Here is a 20,039-nt window from a genome sequence, read left to right as displayed (position 1 = left end):
GATGATGGAACAAAATATACTTCAATTACAATACGCCTTAGACACTTTTTATTTTCTTATATGTGGTGCTTTGGTCATGTGGATGGCGGCTGGTTTTTCAATGCTAGAAGCGGGTTTAGTCAGAGCTAAAAACACAACGGAAATATTAACTAAAAATGTCGCATTATATTCTATCGCTTGCATCATGTACCTTATTGTAGGCTACGATATTATGTATGGTGGTGGAGTCTTTCTTAATGGTATTGCTTTAGATGGTGCTAGTGATGCACAAGCACTAGTTGGAGCCGTGTTAGCAGAGTCTGCTGAAGCAGGATTTGGCGGCGATGCGGTATACTCAAACGCAGCAGACTTCTTCTTTCAAGTTGTCTTTGTTGCTACTGCTATGTCAATTGTATCAGGTGCCGTTGCGGAGCGTATGAAGTTATGGGCTTTTCTAACCTTTACTATAGTGTTAACAGGCTTTATCTATCCAATGGAAGGTAGCTGGACTTGGAACGGAGATGCCGTTTTTGGTTTGTATACATTAGGTGACCTAGGCTTTTCTGATTTTGCCGGTTCAGGTATTGTTCATATGGCGGGTGCTTCTGCAGCATTAGCAGGGGTTTTATTACTAGGTGCTCGTAGAGGAAAATACGGAAAAGACGGTAAAGTTAATGCCATTCCTGGTGCTAACTTACCTATGGCAACACTAGGTACTTTTATTTTATGGATGGGCTGGTTTGGTTTTAATGGTGGTTCAGTATTAAAACTCGCTGATATTAATAGTGCAAACTCCGTAGCTATGGTGTTTCTAAATACTAACGCAGCAGCGGCCGCAGGCGCAATTTCAGCGCTGATTTTTGCGAAGCTATTGTTCAAAAAAGCAGATTTAACCATGACTTTAAACGGTGCGTTAGCGGGTTTAGTCGCGATTACGGCTGAACCATCGACACCATCACCGTTACAAGCGACAATGTTTGGTGCTATTGCAGGCGTTATTGTGGTGATGTCAATCCTAGCATTAGATAAAATTCAGATTGATGATCCGGTAGGTGCTATCTCTGTGCATGGTGTTGTTGGCTTCTTTGGTTTAATGCTTGTGCCAATCACTAACTCAGGTTCTACTTTTAGTGGTCAGCTTATTGGAGCAGCAACCATCTTTGTTTGGGTATTTGTGACTAGTTTCATTGTGTGGTTTGTTCTGAAAAAGCTTATTGGAATTCGTGTCACAGAAGAGGAAGAATATGAAGGTGGTGATATATCTGACTGTGGTATGGAAGCTTACCCAGAATTTACTCGCGGATAATAGTTTTTGAGTTACCACAAACCCAGCTAGAGACAAGTAACTAGCGCTTTAATCAAAAGCCGTATATCAATTATTGATATACGGCTTTTTAGTTAACCGCTTTACTTGTCTTGTACTCGATAATGATTACAATAGCTCGATTGTTATCAACGAATTGAAGATAGGGTTTATTATGAAAAAATTTATAGTCATAAGCATATTAGTACTGACATTATTTTTGTCTGATATTGCGCAAGCACAGGTTAAAGTAGGTGTGGCGATTGATATGGATTTAAGTGTTGTTGCACAAGTAGATCGTTATAACCTCGTTCTTGGTGATAGTGGCTTTGCGGTTGACTACTTAGTTAAAACGGGTCGTTTTGATAATAACACCCCGTTGTCTTGGTATGTTGCTGGTGGCGGCTGGGCTGGTTGGGATGATGGTTTTGGCGTGCGCGCACCGTTGGGCATTTCGTGGTACTTTGCTAAAGGTTGGGATTTATATGGACAAGTACAGCCAGTCGCAGATTTTGATAATGACTTTGACTTCAGTGTTGACGGTGCTATTGGCGTGCGCTTTGCCTTCTAATAGCCAGTTACGTCCTTATTAAAATCAATTACGCAGCATACAAACTTTTACCTTTTATTACTCACTAACACTAAGCACTAAACACGAAGAGTCAGTAGTGACTAAGTTAGTACTCTCTGTACTCTCTGTACTCTCTGTACTCGAGAGTATGATGGGAGTTAAGTGTTTACTCAATAGGGTTATTACTACTACCAGCGCAAAAGTACGGTCAGCGAATACTCAGGATAGAGTTTGAGTTACTTGTACTTTTGATTACAATTTACATGATCAAAATCAACTGTTTTCAGCAGCTTTTACTTTTGTATTTGATGACTAAATGCTATTATCCTGAACAGTAGTAATTATCATTATCTGTTAGGTTTAAGTCTCAGCTATGATAATTTCATTCGTGGACTTATGTTTTTTGGAATTATATTATGACGTTAGCAGAACTCCCTCTGAATAAACCAGCCAAAATTAATGCGCTGCCTAAAGATGACATTATTGCAGCGCAGTTGATTGAACAAGGCTTCACTTTACGTTCACACGTATCATTAGCGCATAAAGCTCCTTTTAATGGTCCTATGGCGTTTCGTTTACATAATACTAAGATTAGCATTCAACGCGCTGTTGCAGAGCAAATCGGTGTTAGCTTTTAAACACTTAGCTAATAATTGACTTAGCCAGCAACTACATCCCTAAACCGTCATCACAAAAGAATCTTTCCGTGAAACAATCAAAACACTTCGCACTCGTTGGTTTTGCCAACGCAGGCAAAAGCACTTTATTTAATCTGTTATTGTCTGGTAATCAAGGTGATAAAAAGCAGCGTAAGCAAACTGTCGGTAATTGGTCCGGTGTTACAGTTGCCGCTAAAAAGACTAGCTTTATATTAAATGAACAATCTGCTTATTTATCAGACTTGCCTGGCTTAAGTTCATTAGAGCGTCATGCTGAGCAAGGTAAAGATCTGACTATTTCACAATCATTTTTGCAAGATAACAACATTGACTGCCTTGTTAATGTTGTTGATATTAATCAACTTAGTCGTCAACTTTACTTAACTAGTCAGTTACTTGAGTTAGGTGTGCCGATGATAGTGGTACTCAATAAAACGGATCGACAACAATATTTAGACATTGATATTGAACAATTAGCTGAGGAATTAGGCTGCCCAGTTATCGCTGTTAGTGCTCAGGCACAAGGTGGTTTAGCAAAACTCCAGCAAGCCTTAAGTCAAATGACGGCTAACATTTCTGGCCATCACCAAAAAATTGTTGATAATGCCGCGCTTGAAAAAGCACAACAACCCAATAAAAGTGTGAAGGCAATGCAAGGTCGTTATGATTACATTGCCGATATGCTTGCACGTGTTAGCAGTGTTGAGGCAAGTAATGCTGCCTTTGATGATTCGGCATGTCACAATAAGCCTTTATCAGAAAAAATAGACAGTGTCGTGTTACATCCAATCATGGGGGTGCCAGTATTTCTTGGTGTTATGTATCTACTCTTTATGTTTGCCATTAATGTGGGTAGTGCTTTTATCGACTTTTTCGATATTCTCAGTGGTACTTTATTTGTTGAGTACCCATTACACCTTCTCGCACCTTTAGATTTACCTAAGTGGCTTCTTACTATTATTGAAGGGTTTGGCAGTGGCATGCAAACTGTTGCTACCTTTATCCCTGTTATTGCTTGTTTATTTATCGGTTTATCAGTGTTAGAAAGTTCTGGTTATTTAGCGCGAGCGGCTTTTGTTGTTGACAGTATTATGCAGCGTATAGGTTTACCTGGTAAAGCCTTTGTACCGTTAATTGTTGGTTTTGGTTGTACTGTTCCTGCCGTAATGTCAGCGAGAATTCTTGATAGCGAACGTGAACGGATCACCACGGTAATGATGTCGCCTTTTATGTCATGTGGAGCAAGGTTACCGGTTTATGCCTTATTTGCAGCGGCATTCTTTCCTGATAATGGCCAAAACTTAGTGTTCTTATTATATTTAGTAGGTATTGCTGCCGCTATATTTACCGGCTTCTTATTAAAGAAAACGGTATTGTCAGGTACTACGTCATTAAATATTATGGAATTGCCTAATTATGAAATGCCAAAAGTTGGTGCACTGAGTCAACGCGTATGGCAGCGCACGAGCAGCTTTGTTACTGGTGCAGGTAAAACTATTGTTATTGTGGTGTGTTTACTTAATTTTTTAAATTCTATTGGTACAGATGGTCAATTTGGTAACCAAGACAGTGAAGGGTCTATATTAAGCCAAGGCTCAAAAGTAGTAATGCCATTACTGGCACCGATGGGAGTTCAAGAAGATAACTGGCAAGCTGGCGTGGGTATCATTACTGGTATTTTCGCTAAAGAAGTGTTGGTAGCAACGTTTAATAACTTATACTCTCCTCATGTCGGTGAGGTTGATACTGCGCCATCATTGTCGAAAAGTTGGCAAGAGGCGAATGCCAGTATTAAAGAGAACTTATTAGGTATTCACGCCGAGGATCCGCTAAGTATTAATGTTGGTGATATTAGTGATTTAAACCTTGCCGCTCAAGAGCAGGGGGTTGAGTTAACCACTTATCAACGTATGCAAGTAGCCTTTGTTAGCCAGTTAGGTGCTTTTAGCTACTTATTATTTATCTTACTCTATACGCCTTGTGTTGCTGCAATGGGCGCCATTAAAAATGAAGTAGGTAGCCGTTGGGCAGCATTTGCCGGTATATGGAGTTTTACCTTTGCTTACTTAATGGCAACCTTATGCTATCAAATTGGCACATTTTTACAGACGCCTATTAGAGCAAGTATTACTATAGTACTGGCTTTATTAACTTTTGTGATGATTTACTTTTGGCTGAAGCATAAAGGAAAGCAAGTGTTAACTATTCCTGTTAAAGTCAGTTATAGCTAATGCCCCATTGCTAATCTTCAAAAAAGCCGGTTGTTCTTTTGTTCCGCTGGCTTCATCAGTTGCTTTTCATGAAAACTAATTAACGAAAACCCTAAGGGTTCAAGTTAAATAAGGCGATGAACTTTGCTCAGCGTCATGCTTAAGTCGTAACGCGTATTATTATATATCTCAGTAACCCCCTCACTTACACGCACCATACAACAGACTAGGTAATATACTATTCAATAGCAGGTGAATAGATTTTCCTTTTTTAAATAAGCGGATAATGATCCAAAAAATTCATTCTTTTCTATACTTGGTGAATGTCTCTATTTTGTATTGGTTATTTCGATTATTAAAATCCTCACAGTCTCAATTATCTCTTTATTGATAATCATTTGCGTAGCCTTATTTTATTCATATGCTGAATCGAATTGGTGGCAACCTAAATATTCGGTAACTATTGCGGTGTCTAAAACACCGTTATCTACTCCTTTTTACGTGGCTAAAGCCATAGGTGCTTTTGACAAAACCTGTGTCAATGTAAAGTTTGATAACGTCGTCGGTGGTCAAAAAGCATTTACTAAAGTTATGACTGGTGACGTTGATTTTGGTACTAGCTCTGATTCAGTTATTGCTTTTCAAAGTTTAGCCAATAAAGGGTTTGTGACCCATGCTATGTTTGTGCAATCAAATAATGATGTGAAATTTCTTTCTAGATCCTCGGAAAAGGTAGACTCTGTGTTTGACTTGAAAGGAAAGAAAATTGGTGTCATTCAAGGCACCGCCAGTGAATACTTTGTAAGTATTTTATTAGCACTTGAGGGGCTAACAACAGAAGATGTCACGCTGCGTTATTATAAACCTGAAGCATTGATTAATGGTTTTATCAATAATGAAGTGGATGCTTTTGTGCCTTGGGAGCCCTTTGCTTTTAATAGTACAAAACAATTAAGGGATAAGGTTAAGGTACATAATACTAAAAACTTAAACTCGCTCAGTTTTAATTTAATATCACTGACTGCCGATAACTTATTAGTTGAAAAAGCAAAGTGTATTATTCAAGGGCTCAGTATCGCAACAGATTACATTGCTGGTAACCAAGAGGAATCTAAGCAAATAGTGATGAGAGAATTAAACTTATCAGCGGCATTTATTGAATGGGTTTGGCCTGATTATATCTTTAAGTTAGCGCTTAATCAGTCGTTAATTTTCAGTGTGCAATCACAAGCTATTTGGGCTGTTGCTACGCAAATGAGTGAGTTTGAAAAGGTGTCTGATGTTGAACGCTTCATTGATAGTAGAGCCATGCTACAAGTTATACCTAATGCGGTAAATGTTTCCCAATAAAGGATAGTTCATTATGAATGTAAGTTTGTCGCAACGAATATTCTTTTTTGTGTTAAGTTGCTGCTTATTATTTATTCTATTGTTGGCTAGTGTTACTTGGTCATCGTATGCTGTAGAAACGGCATTTAAGCGAGATAATTATGCCAAGCAGCTAACTAATCAAACTTATAGGTTAAAGCAGTTAGTTGCCAATGATAATATTTATGATGCTAATTATAATCTGGAGCATTGGCATGCACTAGAAGTCACGTTAACAAACCTATTACAGTCTTCACCTAAATTAACCGCACAGCAGCAAACCATTCAAATGAGTTTGCAAAGTCAAAATGAAAACTTAAAAAGTCTTTTTACACTGATCAATAAAAATAAACTAAAAAATGCCAGTGAGGTAATAAAAGTGCATTTGAAAACAAGACTGATGACTCAGTTAGAAGCTATTCAATCTGATTCATTACAGCTGTCAGCTATTGCGCAAAAAGATATTTACGACACCATTCAACGGCAAGCATTTTTAATTATTTCAGTATCTGTTGCGAGCATTATTGGGCTGTTATTTGGTGCTTTTTCGCTGACTTACATCGTCAGAAAGTCACTCAATGAAGTAAAACGAGCTTTTGAGAAAAACCAGAGTGGTGACTTCCAAAATATACAATTTTCTCATCACTCACAAGAGTTTGATAGCATCGCACAAGCGTTTAATACGATGAATAAAAAACTCAGTGATACCACGGTTTCGTTGACGGTAATGAAAGAAGTTGTTGAGGATAGAACCAAGGTGCTAGAACAGTTATCCAATACAGATGCGCTCACAAAAGTGGCTAATCGTAGAGCTTTATTTGAACGCGCAAATATGGAGTTTTCTCGAGCAAGAAGAGCTGGTACTGAATTAACCTTACTGTTGTTAGATTGTGATTTTTTTAAAAAGGTAAATGATGATTTTGGTCACTTATTCGGTGATCAGTTATTGGTACATATTTGTAATATTTGCAGCCAAGAGATACGCGACGTGGATTTTTTAGCAAGGTATGGTGGCGAAGAATTTATTATCGTTTTACCTCATTGTGATATAGCAGGAGGCATTGAAACTGCTAGTCGTATACAAAGTTCGTTAGCGAAAAATAGCCTCACGATAAATAATCAAGAGATAGCGATCACTTTGAGTATTGGTGCTTGTACTTTAAGTGATCGCCATAAACACTTAGAGCAATTAATTAATGATACAGACCAAGCAATGTATCAAGCTAAAAAAAATGGTCGTAACCGCATTGAAGTACTTAGGTCAACCAACTTGCATTAAAAAATCCGGCGCATGGCCGGATTTTAAGTTTTACTATTACTCTCATTGCACTTAGAAATTCCTAGTAGTAAGTATTGTTTAAACCTTACTCAACAATGTCCATTTCTGCAATTAAATTAGTTGCACCATCGACATGCTCCATTACCCAAAGCATATAACGCACATCTACATGAATTGAGCGATTTAATTTAGTATCGTAATCCCAATCACCAATAATGCTTTCATAGACACCATCAAAAACTAAACCAACAAATTCAGCTTTGTTGTTCAACGTAGGCGAGCCAGAGTTACCACCGGTAATATCGAGCGTGCCTAAGTAGTTAACTGGGACTGAACCAATAGCTTTTTTGGCGTACTCGCCATAATGTTTTTTATTAATTAAGTCTAACTGTTTTTGTGGCGCATCAAACGGTGTAACACCAGTGTCTTTAGCGATAATACCTTCAAGTGTAGTGAAAGGAGTAGCGGTTAAACCATCTTGAGGAGAGTAACCTTTAACATTACCGTAAGTGATGCGTAGAGTGCTATTAGCATCGGCATATACCGGCAAGTTGTTATCGTTGAAGTAAGCAATAAGCGCCGCCATATATTTGGGGCGGAATGCTTGGATATTACCCGCTAGCTCTTTTGACTGCTCTTCAATCGCTTTACGCTCTTTAAAGCTTGTTACCGCTAATTGAATAAAGGGATCTTTGCTGTTGTTAAAATAACTTAGCGGTTCATTCATTAACGCTAAGCGCTGGGCCTGTGAGTTAAGCTCTGTTTTTTTATACATGCGAGCTAACTGCTTACGAAGTTTTTTGGCACTAAAGTTAGCAGCGCTTACATTAGCTAGGCCGAAAAACTTATCAAATGATTTAAGACGTTCAGCTTTAGGTAAAGCCACATAGTGAGTTAACATAGCGACGAGGATTTCTTGGTCCACTTTTTCATCGTAACGACGATCAACAGATTTCATACTCTGTTCAAAGCGGGCAATATCTCGCGCTTGATAACCACGTTCACGTTCAATATTCGGCTTGGTATTTTCTACGGCTAAACGATGTAACGATTTAGCCGTGGACAACATTTTACTGTACCCCATATAACTTAAAATTAAATCACGCGCTTGATGCTTGTCATCTTGCTTAACTAAGTTATTGAGCCCTGATAACGCCTCGCCATATTGCGCTTCACGCTCGGTATTGCTGTTTAACCATGTTGTTAAGTTTTTTTCTAGTGTTTGCTTACGTGCTAAGAAGGAGCCTTTATTGTAACTGTGGATCATTGAGCCGTAATTTTTAGCATAATTAGCTAAACCCGCTAGGGTACTTTCATATTTTATACGTGCTTCACTATCTTCAGCTGAATGGCTATAAATTAAATCAATAATTTCTTCGCGGTAAGCTTTAGCGTGTGGGTAAGTCCAAGAAAAGGTGTTTTCAACTTCATAAGCGGTGCGGTAACGATTGGTTCTACCGGGATAGCCAAGCACCATAATATAATCACCGTCATCTACACTACTTTTATTCACTTTTAAGTGATGCTTAGGCTGGTATGGTACATTGTCTTTACTAAAATCTGCCGGCTGACCGTCTTTGCCAACATAAGCACGATAAAAACCATAATCGCCGGTGTGACGTGGCCACATCCAGTTATCAATATCACCGCCATATTTACCAATACTACTGGCTGGCGCGTGCACTAAGCGCACGTCACGAATAGTGAGTTGCTTAAATAAGTAATATTCTAAGCCACCATGAAAGTTAACCACACTGCAGCGATATCTATCGTCATTTTCACATTCAGCGACTAGTTTTTTTGAATTACTATCAACGGCTTTGTATCGCTCACTACCAGACATTTCGCTCGAAACACTTGATTTTACCAGTTTCGTTACCTCGGTAATTTCTTCGGTGACATAAATACGACTGCCTGGTGTTGCTGGTAACTCTTGTGCGAAGTTTTTTGCTAAAAAACCATTTTTAAGCAAGTTATTTTCTGCCGTTGAGTTGTACTGAACAGAGCCATAGACACAATGATGGTTAGTGGCAACTAAGCCTTGGTCAGAAACAAATGACGCGGTACAACCACCCAGGCTAACAATAGCCCCCATAGGAAAGCCCGTTAAATCGGTTAGATCGTTTGGGTTTAATTGTAACCCCGCTTTGGTTAACTCTTTAGTGATTGTTGGCAATTGGTTTGGTTGCCACATACCTTCATCGGCTACTGCCGAACTCGCACTAAATGCTAGTAATGGCAAGGTCAGTAATTTAATTATTTTTTTCATCGTTTTCCTACGTTTATTAGGCGGTGTTAACTGAATATTTACTTTTATGATGAACTTTTTATGGCATTCAGTGATTGATTTTTTTGACAAAAAATGTCGACAAGATAGTGTGCGCTAGCGATAGGTTTTAGTCAAAAAAATAGTAAAACAATAATCATTAAAGTAAGTGGTAATAATTTGCAATGGCTATTACAATTGAGTGTGATTATTATTTACAAAATATTAGTCGTTATTGTCATCAAGGTCTATTAACAACGAGGGATGTTCTCAGGCTACAGCCCGATTGAACAAGCGAAAGTATATCTACGTTATCTATATTAACCGTTAAATACGCCGACGGTAGTACAGTGACATTAAATACACCTTAGTTTGAAATTGACAATCCTTATGATGTTAGTGCTGAAAACCGTTTAAATAGCACTCTTTTACAAGATAATGTTAGGTACAGCCCAGGAATGGCATGCCGTTTTTTGGCTTGAAAAACACTGATTAATGAATAAATATTCACTATTTAAGTGTCAATAGTGTATAATTAGCATATAACAATTAATTATTTGAAGAAGCTAAATGAGTAGCAGCCGTAAAGAGAAAGAATCCCTATTAGTTCACGCATTTAAAAAACTATTAAAAGATCAATGCTATGGCTCTCAAGGACAGTTAGCTGACGCCCTTGCTGCACAGGGATTTGAGGATATGTCACAAGCGAAAATATCTCGTTTATTATCTAAGCTTGGTGCGGTGAAAACACGTAATGCTAATAATGAAATGATTTATATTTTGCCGGATGAATTATCCGTACCTAAGTCAAAGCAATCAATTGAGTCAGTGGTCTTAAGTGTTAAACATAATCACATGCAAATTATTTTAAAAACAGGCATTGGTGCGGCGCCGTTAATTTCTCGTATGCTCGATAGTATGGGCGAGTCTGCCGGTATTTTAGGGACACTTGCTGGCGATGATACTATTTTTATTGCGCCTGTTGATATTAATAGAATAGAAGAAATCACCATTTCAATCCGTCATTTATTAGCGGTAAAAGACTAACGTTAGTTTACTAAATCTAGTAGCTACTTCATTTTAGCACGATGTCTACTGATAAATATCGCGCTACTAGCGTTTAAGCAGTCATTGTTTATTTATAAGTAGCTATTTTTATCTCCTATTATTTAATCACATTAATTCAAGCTATGTTATTAAAAATATAACCATGTTTGAGTTGCATGTCTTGTATGCGTTTATATTTTGTTATCAGTCAGAAAATCAACTTGTCCAATAGTCAGTAACTGATTATCATGCCCTCATATTGGCTTTACGTCGTTATGTTTTGCATTACTTAAGAGGTTTTATGAATACTGTTACCTTAATATCAGCTAAAAAATCAGCAGAGTCGATCACACCTTCAAAAGTTGTTTGTATCGGTCGTAATTATGTCGACCATATAAAAGAGCTAGCCAATGAAGTGCCTGATGAAATGGTGGTGTTTATCAAGCCTAACTCAGCTATTAGCTCTACATTATTTGCACAGCACAATAGTGACGTATTGCATTATGAAGCCGAGTTGAGCTTTTTGTATCAAGGGGGCAAGTTTACAGCAGTCGCTTTAGGTTTAGACCTAACTAAACGTGAGGTGCAAGGTAAATTAAAAGCAAAAGGCCTCCCCTGGGAACGAGCAAAAGCATTCGATAAATCAGCTGTTTTTAGTGATTTTATTAGTCTTGAGCAAAATGGTATCGACCAAGAGGATATTGAGCAATTAACGTTATCACTGTTGATTAATGATGAGCTTAAACAGCAAGGTGGCGTAGCCTTAATGATGGCTAAACCCGCTGAAATTTTAACAGAATTACAAACATTTTTGACGCTTGAAGAAGGCGATATTGTCATGACGGGTACACCCAAAGGTGTCGGCGTTATTAACGATAATGACCAGTTTATTGGTCAATTATATTTGAGCCAGGCAGAAACGAAAAAAGTATTGCTCGATTGTCAGTGGCGAGCGCAGTAACTACATCAAAATTAAGTCAACATTTACTACACTTAATTTAGGGCTTGTTGATCTAGATAGGAACCGCTATGGAATATGAATTTGTACACGACGCCATTACAGGTGAGGCGCGAGCGCTGTTCTCACTAGAGCATGAGGTTATTGGCCCATGGATAGAAGTGGAAGTGGGTCGTAATGTGACTAAGATTAACGATCTGCTCAGCGCGATAGATGGTATTTCAACCGGTAAATCTCATGAGTTACTTATCACAGGTAGTGAATACTCTATTACCTTAAGTAAGGATGAGGTGTCTATTCAAACCAATGTAAGTATGAATGGCTCACTAGATGAGCACGGTGAGGGCTTGTCTGATATGTTGACAGATGATCATATTCATTTAGATGAAAATGAAATAGCGGGTTGTGGCTTAGATGACTTTAACGCGCTGTTACTTTCTTGGCGAGAGTTTATCAGCGGCTTACGTTAAACGGTAAGTGGATGATAAAAATAGTTAATCATCACTATTTTCAGTGAATTCTACTATTAATGCAGCTAAAGCATGGTCATCAATCGCTAACAGTTCACACACATTGTCTTTCACATAAGGCCAATCTGTAGTGTCGCAGCCAGTATTTTTCCTTGATATTAGCTGCTCACTCAATTTTAGCACCGCGAATAAATCTTGCTCTTGTGAACCATTAAGTAGGCTAATAAATGTTTTATCATGCTGTTGCAGAATAATCTGGCAGACGTCTTTAGGTAAGCGCCATGAACTGGCAACGAAATAACCTATAGTCGCATGATTTACACCATAATTGAGCTCTTCTGCTTCAACTAGTGATAATTCCGAAGTTGTTAATGCTTTATCGAATAATTGTTGATAATTTTTATATTTCATTGCCATAACAGGTACGCCGCAGGCATGAAATAATCCTAAACTAAAAAATTTATCATTCGCTATTTGGGGTTTATAACGTTGACCCATTATCATAGCAACATTGGCAATATCAGAGGTCAGTTGCCAAAAACTTTCTAAATTAATACTACAACTTTTTGGGTCAAAACTCTTTTTCAGTAAACTGCCCGTTACCAACATAACTACACCGAAAATGCCGATATAATTTACTGACATTTTTATGTCAGTAATTGTTCTACTTAGACCATACAAAGGTGAGTTAATAGCTTTTAAAATAGCTGCGCTGACAGCTATATCTTTACTAATCACATCACTAATGGCATTAATGTTTGGGTTAGGCTCAGCCATAAGCTTGAGTAACTCTAGTAATAACAGAGGTTGTGCGGGGACTGAAAAGCCACGACCAATATCATCTAAAACACTTTGATCAACAATTAACATAAGGTAAGTAAACGCGATAGAAATAAAATCAAATTATATCGTATAAAGCGCATCATTGCTTTAGTTCTAACCATGCTATTGCTCAAGTATGGGTGATATAAATCATCAGGGTAAAAAAACCAATAATAATAGCATTAAACGCAAAGATGTAAGCGAAGCCTTTAATACCTTCTTTAAGCGTGTAGTTATGCGCGCTAAGATACCAGGTCCAAATAGCACACATAATAATAGGTATTAAAAAGAAAAATTTTATCATAATAGTTAAGGGACACTCGAGTTAAGGGGCTTTTCATTCCAAGGTGCTACTTTAAGCAGCATTAACATGCCAGGAATAGCTAAAGCCGTACACAAAAAATAAAAGTTAGTCCAACCAATTTGCTCAACAATAATGCCGGTAGTTGCATTGGCAAATGTACGCGGTACAACCGCTAGGGCAGTAAATAAAGCAATTTGAGTAGCGGCAAAAGCAGGGTTAGTTGTTTTGGCAATAAACGCAGTAAAGGCAGCCGTGCCTAACCCAACGCCTAAATACTCAAACCCCATGGTTATGGCTAAAGCATAGGTGTTATGACCTATTTCTGCGAGAGCTGCAAAACCTAATATACTTATTATTTGCACAAAACCAAATAGCCATAGTGCTCGGTTAATACTTAGTTTAACCATCACTAAACCGCCCACAATAATACCAATGGTCATCGCAATTAATGACGAGGTTTTAGCGACAACACCTATTTCAGTTTTACTAAAGCCCATATCAATGAAAAATGGCGTTTGCAACGCTGTTGCCATATTATCCCCTAACTTATAAAGCACAAGAAATAATAGTGTATAGCCAGCAGATTTAAGTCCTTTACTTTGAATAAAGTCTTTAAAAGGCAAAACAACCGCTTCGCGTAGGCTTTTAGGAGCAGTATGTTCAGAATCAGTTTCTTTAATAAATAAGGTTAATAGTACGCCTAAGAGCATAAAAGCCGCAACAATGATAAATACAGATTGCCAGCTCATATGATCGGCTAGAATAAAGGCCAGCGACCCGGGGACTAACCCTGAAAGCCGATAGGCTTGCACATGAATTGAGTTACCTAAACCCAGTTCATTATCAGGTAATAACTCGCGTCGGTAAGCGTCCAGTACTATATCTTGACTGGCACTGAAAAAAGCTACCGCAGCTGCTAAATAAGCAACGGCCCATATATCCATAATAGGATTAACAAAACCAAACCCAGCGATAGAGCCGAGTAGTAATAGTTGTGTTGCTAACATCCAGCTACGGCGTCTGCCAAACACACCAAGTGAGTAGCGATCCATCAGTGGTGACCACAAGAACTTCCACACATAGGGAATGCCAATCAATGAAAAGAGTCCAATTTCAGTGAGACTTACACCCTCATCACGTAACCACCCAGGGACTAACTGATATAAAACGAATAATGGCAAACCTGAGCTAAAACCGGTAAAAATACAAATAAGCATGCGCTTATTTAAAATAGCCTCTTTAATCGAGCTGTTTTTTACTGAGCTAGTAGTTGGGGATGTTGGCATTAGCGAGTAACTTTAATTAGGTTAGTTATTGTGTTGAAGTCTATCAGAGGCTTAGTCTTTGCAGAAGCATCAGACGGTATTAATAACAATAAGCGTACGAATATTGATTTTTTTCGATGGGGAGTTGTCCGTTGCCTTGATGAGTGAATAACTTAAAGCGTTAACTTATCTTACTCGAGCAGTAGTGTGCTATGCATTATCGCTTATACTTCTACCTATTCGTTACTATATAAATTAGGTATTTAATTAAGGAATTGGACGCCAGCCAATACAGTCAATTGGATAATTGCCAGTACCATTAAAAAAATTTAAGCAGGTGTCTATTTCACTTTTAAAAAGAATGTCGTGGTCCAAGGCTTGTGCACCATGTAAACTAACTTCATGAATTAAATGCCAGAATACACGTTCTTTAGCACTATTTGGGGTTTCGTCTACAACATTTAATAATGTCCACTCAGACATGGTATCAACAATAAAGCAGTCAAGCTCTGTATAGTGCAGTGTTTTTTCAATAACGGCCTGCACATAAACATGCATTTGCAGTATTTTATCGTCGATAAATTGCTCAATACTCATTAGTGATCCTTAAAAATACTTATGTTCAGTGCAAAAATAATAGAAGTGATTTGCTTGAAAAGTGTGTGTTATAGATAATGTATACTTTGTATTATATGACGAGAATGTTTACTAGCTAACTAATGTATCGGTGATAATCAGTTTTTTGTCAAAAAATGGCAGAGTTTATTTATGGGTATTGGTACGGTTTACCGTAATAGTATTACTAAGGCAAACCTAATAACTAGCGGGTAATAATGTTGCTTGGATTAGCATAACGGGTTTTATCGGCACATCATTCCACGCCATTTTTTCGTTGTATTCAGTGGGTACTTTCGCAATAGTAGCGAGTACTTCTTCACCTTCAACAATAGTACCAAAAACTGCATAGCCCCATGATCTACCCGGATTTAATGTAGTATTATCGGCGAGGTTAAAAAAGAATTGTCGGTTGGCGGTATGAGGTCTATTCTCTTTCGCCATAGCAATAGTGCCCCATTCATTTTGTAGACCATTGCCTGATTCATTAATAATGTTTTTAGCGGCTTTTTTGGCGCTAAACTCAGCGTCATATCCACCGCCTTGTACAATAAATCCCTCAATTATACGATGAAAAATAGTATTGTTATATTCCCCTTTGACCACGTACTCTAAGAAGTTATTCACGGTAATAGGTGCCTTTACTCTATCAAGTTCAATAACAATCACACCCATAGAAGTGACTAGCTTTACTTTAGGGTAGATATTAGTTGGATCAACGGCATGACTAAAGCAGCTCGTGATGAGTAAAGTACTTGCTATAAGAAACTGTAAAATATTGCTCAAAATGATTTACCACCGCTCGAAAGTACGCTTGTTAGGCATACATTATTATAGAAAAGTTTTAATATCACTACTGGTTAATAGTTGTGTTAATAGTGTACTTAAGTGCTGATTAAACTCGCGTTCTAATACAGCGACATCTGCTTTAAGTGCACCTTCACTGTGGGCACGTGTTTTAAAACTGCTAGTTAGCGTTTGCTTGCTGTTATCAATAGACACTTCAATAATAATTTCACTTTGAGTGCTGTAACTGACACTTTCTTGATCAACACTAATAATGGCTTTTTTTACCGTTACGGTCATTTTATTAGCAGCAGATCCGTTTATAGCTAAACCCTGCTGTTGCCAATGTGTTGTTAACGTGTCTTGAATAATATTTTCCAGACGTTGCTCAGATGAAAGAATAATAGCGGGTTCATTTTTTTCAAGTATTTGAATAATATGAGGGCTAGTACGCATATCAACCACATGTAATTGCACTTCTTTACCTGTTAATTGATTCGAGGGTGAAAGGCTAATTTGTGGCGAAACAATTAAATGTGTCGGCATAGTGCTACAGCCTACAATACTGACTAGTAAAAATAGTAGCGTTATTGTTTTAAAGGGGATGAATTTCATGTTTGCTTTGTTCCTTTATCGTTTAATGGCTGATTGAGTAACAAATTTATTATTACTGGCTATTAAGGTTTCATTACCAAAAAGTCTTTGTAATTTAATATGATAAGCTAGTTTTTGGTTGCCAATAATACGTAACTCGCCACCTTTTTTCAACACTCTGTGACTGTCTTTAAACATCTGCCAAGCAATATGATCGGTTGTAGCGGTATTTTGATGAAAAGGTGGGTTACATAAAATTAAATCAACGCTGCCGCCTTCAATATCGGTTAATGAATCGTTAAGGGTAAATTCACATTGGTTAATTAACTCGGGCATATTAGTTTGTATATTTTGCTGCGCTGAGGCAATAGCCATAACTGACTCATCAATAAATTGTACGTGTGCTTGAGGTTGGTTTGCTAATACCGATAGACCGATAACCCCATTACCGCAGCCTAAATCAATAACTTTAGCGTTAGCTGCCACGTGAGGTAAGTTTTCAATAAAATAGCGCGCGCCAATATCAAGTTTTTCTCGTGCGTAGACATTGGCATGGTTACTGATGGTAAATTCGCGCGATGGTGAGTCATTTGTTGATTGATGAGCTAATGACCACACCGTCGGGAAAGGTGATTGGTGTACCTGCTTGTTTATAAGCAAAGAATCAAGCTGACAAAAAACTAAGCGTGCTTTTTTTACCGCTAAAGAGGTTTTAGTGCTACCTAGATATTTTTCAAATACTTTTAACGTTGCACTATGAATTTCTTTAGCGCGATCTGCGGCAATAAAAATACAGCTGTCACTAACCGATTTTTTTATCTGGATAAGCTGTTCAATCAGTAACGATTTACTTTTAGGTATTTTGTATAAAATAATATCAATATCGCTAGGTAAACTATCAAGCGAACTTAATTGCTTAACATTATTATCATCTAGATTATTTTGCTCAATGTTATACAAAGCGCCTTGTTGACTAACATAAGAGTCATTAATAGCAATAACTTCAGGTTTTTCCGTTGCTGAGTGGCAAAAGTTGCTGGCTAGGGCCCCAAAAGCATCATTAAAGATAGCGACCTTGGTCTGGGCGTTAATTAACCCTTGTTCATCAATATAGTTAATTAGATATTCATCGGCTGAATCCCACGCTTGTAAACTACGATTTACCTGTGAAACAGGAAAGCGGCTAAGAAATAAGTTTTTATCATTAACAATAAAAGGGCTGATCATAAATATAGGCTAAAGGTCAGTAAAAATTGCCCGCTATTGTGCCATAATTCACAACATAGTGTTGGTCTATCAACTGAAATCAGCTAAAATATTTAGCCCTTAACTATCGAGAGTTAGTATCCTTTGGAACTAGTCTCTCAAAAGGTATAACTATATTACCTTTAGTGCTTCATCTTTTTACTAAGCGAGAAAATAATGACTGTTGCCGCTGTTATTGAAAAAAAGTTACTTGATGCATTTCAACCATTACATTTAGAACTGATTAATGAGAGTAATAATCATAATGTGCCCCCAGGCAGTGAATCTCACTTTAAAGTGGTTATTGTTGCAAATGCTTTTGAAAATGAGCGTTTAATCAAGCGTCATCGTTTGGTTAATAGCGTGTTGTCACAAGAGCTTGCTGAGAAAATTCATGCGCTGGCGTTACACACCTATACACAAACAGAGTGGCAAGCACTTCATGGCGGTAATACGCCGAGTTCACCTAAGTGTTTAGGTGGCGGAAAATAGCGTTATATTATTGTTATTAATCACCATGCTACCCTGGTCGTACCTCTTTAGGTGTAAGGCAGGGTACAATGTCATTAATATTTTTGAAGTTTTTTCAAACCTTAGCTGTGTTTTTACACCTAGTATGACCCTAGCTGAGTCACTATTATAAATAAAAAGGTTTACTTATGGTTATCAAACCAAAAATTCGTGGTTTTATCTGTACTAATGCTCACCCAGTAGGTTGTGAAGCCCATGTTAATGAGCAAATTGCTTATGTAAAAGCACAAACGCCAGCCGCTACAGGCCCTAAAAATGTTTTAGTGATTGGTGCTTCTACTGGCTATGGTTTAGCTTCACGTATCACAGCAACGTTTGGTCATGACGCTAAAACACTGGGTATCTTTTTTGAAAAACCACCAACAGAGAAGAAAACAGCTTCTGCGGGTTGGTATAATACTGCCGCTTTTGTAAAAGCAGCAGACGAAGCCGGTATTTACGCTAAAAACATTAACGGTGATGCTTTTTCTCATGAAATAAAAGCTAAAGCCATTGAAGCGATTAAAGCGGATATGGGTAAAGTTGATTTAGTCGTTTACTCATTGGCATCGCCACGTAGAACCGATCCCGATACCGGTGAAGTCTACTCTTCTACGCTAAAGCCTATTGGTCAAAGCGTTACCACTAAAAACCTTAATACTTCAAAGCGTGTCATCGATGAAGTTTCTGTTGAAGCAGCAAATGACGCTGAGATTCAGGGGACTATTGATGTGATGGGTGGCGCTGATTGGGAATTGTGGATGAATGCGCTTGGCGAAGCCGGTGTATTGGCTGAAGGTGTTAAAACCGTGGCTTACACTTATATTGGTAAAGAATTAACTTGGCCTATTTACGGTAAAGCCACTATTGGTAAAGCGAAAGAAGATTTAGACCGCGCTGCGAGTGCTATTAATGCAGCAACGGCTAACGTAAATGGCCAAGCACGCGTTACCTCATTAAATGCCGTGGTAACACAAGCCAGTTCTGCTATTCCTATTATGCCGTTGTATATTTCAGCGATGTTTAAAGTGATGAAAGCAGATGGTACTTATGAAGGCTGTATTGAGCAAATAGCTAATCTATTTAAAGAAAACATTTACAGTGACTCACCTCGTTTAGATGAGCAAGGTCGTTTCCGTCAAAATTATAAAGAACTTGAAGACAGTGTTCAGCAGCGTGTTACCGATATTTGGAACCGTGTTGAAACCGACACTATTGACGAGTTAACCGATTACGTTGCTTATCATCAAGAGTTCTTAAAACTGTTTGGTTTTGATGTTGCAGGTGTTGACTACGATGCGGATGTTAGCCCAGAAGTTGCGATAAACAATTTACTGTAAGTAATTAAATAATTTATTAAAAAGCCACCAACTAAAACTAATAATAATGTTATAGCTGGTGGCTTTTTTATCAATGTCGATTATTAATTTTTATCGTTTTAACCATTACTTTAAGAGCGTATTGTTCATGAACATTGCTAACTAAAGCGCTAACTCGATCACCATGTCTTTTAGCTCTTCTTTATTAATTGAATTGCTGTGATTTTTATCAAAACGTTTAAAAATGCTTTCGCACATGCGAATACCTTTGTCTTGCAATAAAACATCAATTAATTCAACAAATTCAGAGCGACTTATCACGCCGTCTTTATCTTCATCGAATATCTCAAATAACTCGTCTACCCACTGATTTAATTCCATAGTAAAGGCCACAATTTAGTAAAAATATATACCTAAACCATATCCCTTATTCAGGTGTTTGTGAATGACTATTTATAATTTTTTAATG

The 20,039-nt window shown here is 37.8% G+C and carries 19 protein-coding genes; 11 read left to right on the top strand and 8 right to left on the bottom strand.

What is annotated here, in order from left to right; all coding sequences use genetic code 11:
• Positions 1-4 precede the first annotated feature (4 nt).
• The 6 genes from FCS21_RS10025 to FCS21_RS10000 all read left to right on the top strand — a co-directional run bounded on the left by FCS21_RS10025 (position 5) and on the right by FCS21_RS10000 (position 7,369).
• On the top strand, positions 5-1,285 hold the full coding sequence (locus tag FCS21_RS10025; protein WP_138623020.1) for an ammonium transporter AmtB: 1,281 nt from the start codon (positions 5-7) through the stop codon (positions 1,283-1,285).
• Positions 1,286-1,457: 172 nt separating this feature from the next.
• Positions 1,458-1,853, top strand: coding sequence for an OmpH/Skp family outer membrane protein (locus FCS21_RS10020; RefSeq protein WP_138622947.1), 396 nt, complete (start codon positions 1,458-1,460; stop codon positions 1,851-1,853).
• 416 nt (positions 1,854-2,269) lie between these two features.
• On the top strand, positions 2,270-2,491 hold the full coding sequence (locus tag FCS21_RS10015) for a FeoA family protein (protein WP_138622945.1): 222 nt from the start codon (positions 2,270-2,272) through the stop codon (positions 2,489-2,491).
• Between the two features lie 68 nt (positions 2,492-2,559).
• The gene (gene feoB / locus FCS21_RS10010) at positions 2,560-4,743 is read left to right on the top strand and encodes a ferrous iron transport protein B (protein WP_138622943.1); all 2,184 of its coding nucleotides are present in this window, start codon (positions 2,560-2,562) and stop codon (positions 4,741-4,743) included.
• 447 nt (positions 4,744-5,190) lie between these two features.
• Positions 5,191-6,072, top strand: a complete 882-nt coding sequence (locus tag FCS21_RS10005; protein WP_246047160.1) for an ABC transporter substrate-binding protein — start codon at positions 5,191-5,193, stop codon at positions 6,070-6,072.
• A 13-nt stretch (positions 6,073-6,085) separates the two neighbouring features.
• Positions 6,086-7,369: a diguanylate cyclase gene (locus FCS21_RS10000; protein WP_138622939.1), complete on the top strand. Its 1,284-nt coding sequence runs from the start codon at positions 6,086-6,088 to the stop codon at positions 7,367-7,369.
• An 85-nt stretch (positions 7,370-7,454) separates the two neighbouring features.
• Here FCS21_RS10000 and FCS21_RS09995 read toward each other — a convergent pair whose 3' ends face one another.
• Positions 7,455-9,638 carry a S46 family peptidase gene (locus FCS21_RS09995; protein ID WP_138622937.1) on the bottom strand — a complete coding sequence of 728 codons (2,184 nt, stop codon included), beginning with the start codon at positions 9,636-9,638 and terminating at the stop codon, positions 7,455-7,457.
• Between the two features lie 567 nt (positions 9,639-10,205).
• On the opposite strand from FCS21_RS09995, the gene argR reads away from it, so the two are divergent.
• The 3 genes from argR (at position 10,206) to FCS21_RS09980 (ending at position 12,110) form a co-directional block, all read left to right on the top strand.
• A complete protein-coding gene (gene argR, locus FCS21_RS09990; protein WP_118056055.1) occupies positions 10,206-10,682 on the top strand; it encodes a transcriptional regulator ArgR in 477 nt (158 codons plus the stop codon).
• Positions 10,683-10,983: 301 nt separating this feature from the next.
• A complete protein-coding gene (locus tag FCS21_RS09985) occupies positions 10,984-11,643 on the top strand; it encodes a fumarylacetoacetate hydrolase family protein (protein WP_138622935.1) in 660 nt (219 codons plus the stop codon).
• Between the two features lie 68 nt (positions 11,644-11,711).
• Positions 11,712-12,110 carry a YacL family protein gene (locus tag FCS21_RS09980; protein WP_138622933.1) on the top strand — a complete coding sequence of 133 codons (399 nt, stop codon included), beginning with the start codon at positions 11,712-11,714 and terminating at the stop codon, positions 12,108-12,110.
• Positions 12,111-12,134: 24 nt separating this feature from the next.
• Here FCS21_RS09980 and FCS21_RS09975 read toward each other — a convergent pair whose 3' ends face one another.
• The 6 genes from FCS21_RS09975 to FCS21_RS09950 all read right to left on the bottom strand — a co-directional run bounded on the left by FCS21_RS09975 (position 12,135) and on the right by FCS21_RS09950 (position 17,723).
• Positions 12,135-12,980 (bottom strand): HDOD domain-containing protein, encoded by an 846-nt coding sequence (locus FCS21_RS09975; RefSeq protein WP_138622931.1) that lies wholly within the window; start codon positions 12,978-12,980, stop codon positions 12,135-12,137.
• A gap of 261 nt (positions 12,981-13,241) precedes the next feature.
• A complete protein-coding gene (locus tag FCS21_RS09970) occupies positions 13,242-14,522 on the bottom strand; it encodes an AmpG family muropeptide MFS transporter (RefSeq protein WP_138622929.1) in 1,281 nt (426 codons plus the stop codon).
• 246 nt (positions 14,523-14,768) lie between these two features.
• Entirely contained in the window at positions 14,769-15,098 is a 330-nt protein-coding gene (locus FCS21_RS09965; RefSeq protein WP_138622927.1) for a hypothetical protein, read from the bottom strand.
• 216 nt (positions 15,099-15,314) lie between these two features.
• A complete protein-coding gene (locus FCS21_RS09960; RefSeq protein ID WP_138623018.1) occupies positions 15,315-15,893 on the bottom strand; it encodes a peptidylprolyl isomerase in 579 nt (192 codons plus the stop codon).
• Positions 15,894-15,947: 54 nt separating this feature from the next.
• A complete protein-coding gene (locus tag FCS21_RS09955; protein ID WP_138622925.1) occupies positions 15,948-16,517 on the bottom strand; it encodes a YajG family lipoprotein in 570 nt (189 codons plus the stop codon).
• 15 nt (positions 16,518-16,532) lie between these two features.
• Positions 16,533-17,723, bottom strand: a complete 1,191-nt coding sequence (locus tag FCS21_RS09950) for a methyltransferase (RefSeq protein ID WP_138622923.1) — start codon at positions 17,721-17,723, stop codon at positions 16,533-16,535.
• Positions 17,724-17,918: 195 nt separating this feature from the next.
• Between FCS21_RS09950 and FCS21_RS09945 the strand changes: the two genes are divergently transcribed.
• Both FCS21_RS09945 and fabV read left to right on the top strand, forming a co-directional pair.
• Positions 17,919-18,233: a BolA family protein gene (locus FCS21_RS09945; protein ID WP_118056093.1), complete on the top strand. Its 315-nt coding sequence runs from the start codon at positions 17,919-17,921 to the stop codon at positions 18,231-18,233.
• 167 nt (positions 18,234-18,400) lie between these two features.
• Positions 18,401-19,591 carry an enoyl-ACP reductase FabV gene (gene fabV, locus FCS21_RS09940; RefSeq protein WP_138622921.1) on the top strand — a complete coding sequence of 397 codons (1,191 nt, stop codon included), beginning with the start codon at positions 18,401-18,403 and terminating at the stop codon, positions 19,589-19,591.
• A gap of 141 nt (positions 19,592-19,732) precedes the next feature.
• Here fabV and FCS21_RS09935 read toward each other — a convergent pair whose 3' ends face one another.
• Positions 19,733-19,951 (bottom strand): EF-hand domain-containing protein, encoded by a 219-nt coding sequence (locus tag FCS21_RS09935; RefSeq protein WP_138622919.1) that lies wholly within the window; start codon positions 19,949-19,951, stop codon positions 19,733-19,735.
• Between the last annotated feature and the right edge of the window lie 88 nt (positions 19,952-20,039).

Origin of the sequence: Colwellia ponticola (genome assembly GCF_005885605.1) — a bacterium.
Lineage (GTDB): Bacteria > Pseudomonadota > Gammaproteobacteria > Enterobacterales > Alteromonadaceae > Colwellia > Colwellia ponticola.
This window is presented reverse-complemented; position numbering and strand designations above follow the sequence as displayed.

What these genes read in the sequence shown, in the direction of transcription:
- FCS21_RS10020 (WP_138622947.1), top strand. Translation starts at nt 1,458, where the DNA reads ATGAAAAAATTTATAGTCATAAGCATATTAGTACTGACATTATTTTTG.
- FCS21_RS09945 (WP_118056093.1), top strand. Translation starts at nt 17,919, where the DNA reads ATGACTGTTGCCGCTGTTATTGAAAAAAAGTTACTTGATGCATTTCAA.
- FCS21_RS09950 (WP_138622923.1), bottom strand. Translation starts at nt 17,723, where the DNA reads ATGATCAGCCCTTTTATTGTTAATGATAAAAACTTATTTCTTAGCCGC.
- FCS21_RS09995 (WP_138622937.1), bottom strand. Translation starts at nt 9,638, where the DNA reads ATGAAAAAAATAATTAAATTACTGACCTTGCCATTACTAGCATTTAGT.
- FCS21_RS09970 (WP_138622929.1), bottom strand. Translation starts at nt 14,522, where the DNA reads ATGCCAACATCCCCAACTACTAGCTCAGTAAAAAACAGCTCGATTAAA.
- FCS21_RS10015 (WP_138622945.1), top strand. Translation starts at nt 2,270, where the DNA reads ATGACGTTAGCAGAACTCCCTCTGAATAAACCAGCCAAAATTAATGCG.
- FCS21_RS09965 (WP_138622927.1), bottom strand. Translation starts at nt 15,098, where the DNA reads ATGAGTATTGAGCAATTTATCGACGATAAAATACTGCAAATGCATGTT.
- FCS21_RS10025 (WP_138623020.1), top strand. Translation starts at nt 5, where the DNA reads ATGGAACAAAATATACTTCAATTACAATACGCCTTAGACACTTTTTAT.
- FCS21_RS09980 (WP_138622933.1), top strand. Translation starts at nt 11,712, where the DNA reads ATGGAATATGAATTTGTACACGACGCCATTACAGGTGAGGCGCGAGCG.
- FCS21_RS09955 (WP_138622925.1), bottom strand. Translation starts at nt 16,517, where the DNA reads ATGAAATTCATCCCCTTTAAAACAATAACGCTACTATTTTTACTAGTC.
- FCS21_RS09985 (WP_138622935.1), top strand. Translation starts at nt 10,984, where the DNA reads ATGAATACTGTTACCTTAATATCAGCTAAAAAATCAGCAGAGTCGATC.
- FCS21_RS09935 (WP_138622919.1), bottom strand. Translation starts at nt 19,951, where the DNA reads ATGGAATTAAATCAGTGGGTAGACGAGTTATTTGAGATATTCGATGAA.
- FCS21_RS09975 (WP_138622931.1), bottom strand. Translation starts at nt 12,980, where the DNA reads ATGTTAATTGTTGATCAAAGTGTTTTAGATGATATTGGTCGTGGCTTT.
- argR (WP_118056055.1), top strand. Translation starts at nt 10,206, where the DNA reads ATGAGTAGCAGCCGTAAAGAGAAAGAATCCCTATTAGTTCACGCATTT.
- fabV (WP_138622921.1), top strand. Translation starts at nt 18,401, where the DNA reads ATGGTTATCAAACCAAAAATTCGTGGTTTTATCTGTACTAATGCTCAC.
- FCS21_RS10000 (WP_138622939.1), top strand. Translation starts at nt 6,086, where the DNA reads ATGAATGTAAGTTTGTCGCAACGAATATTCTTTTTTGTGTTAAGTTGC.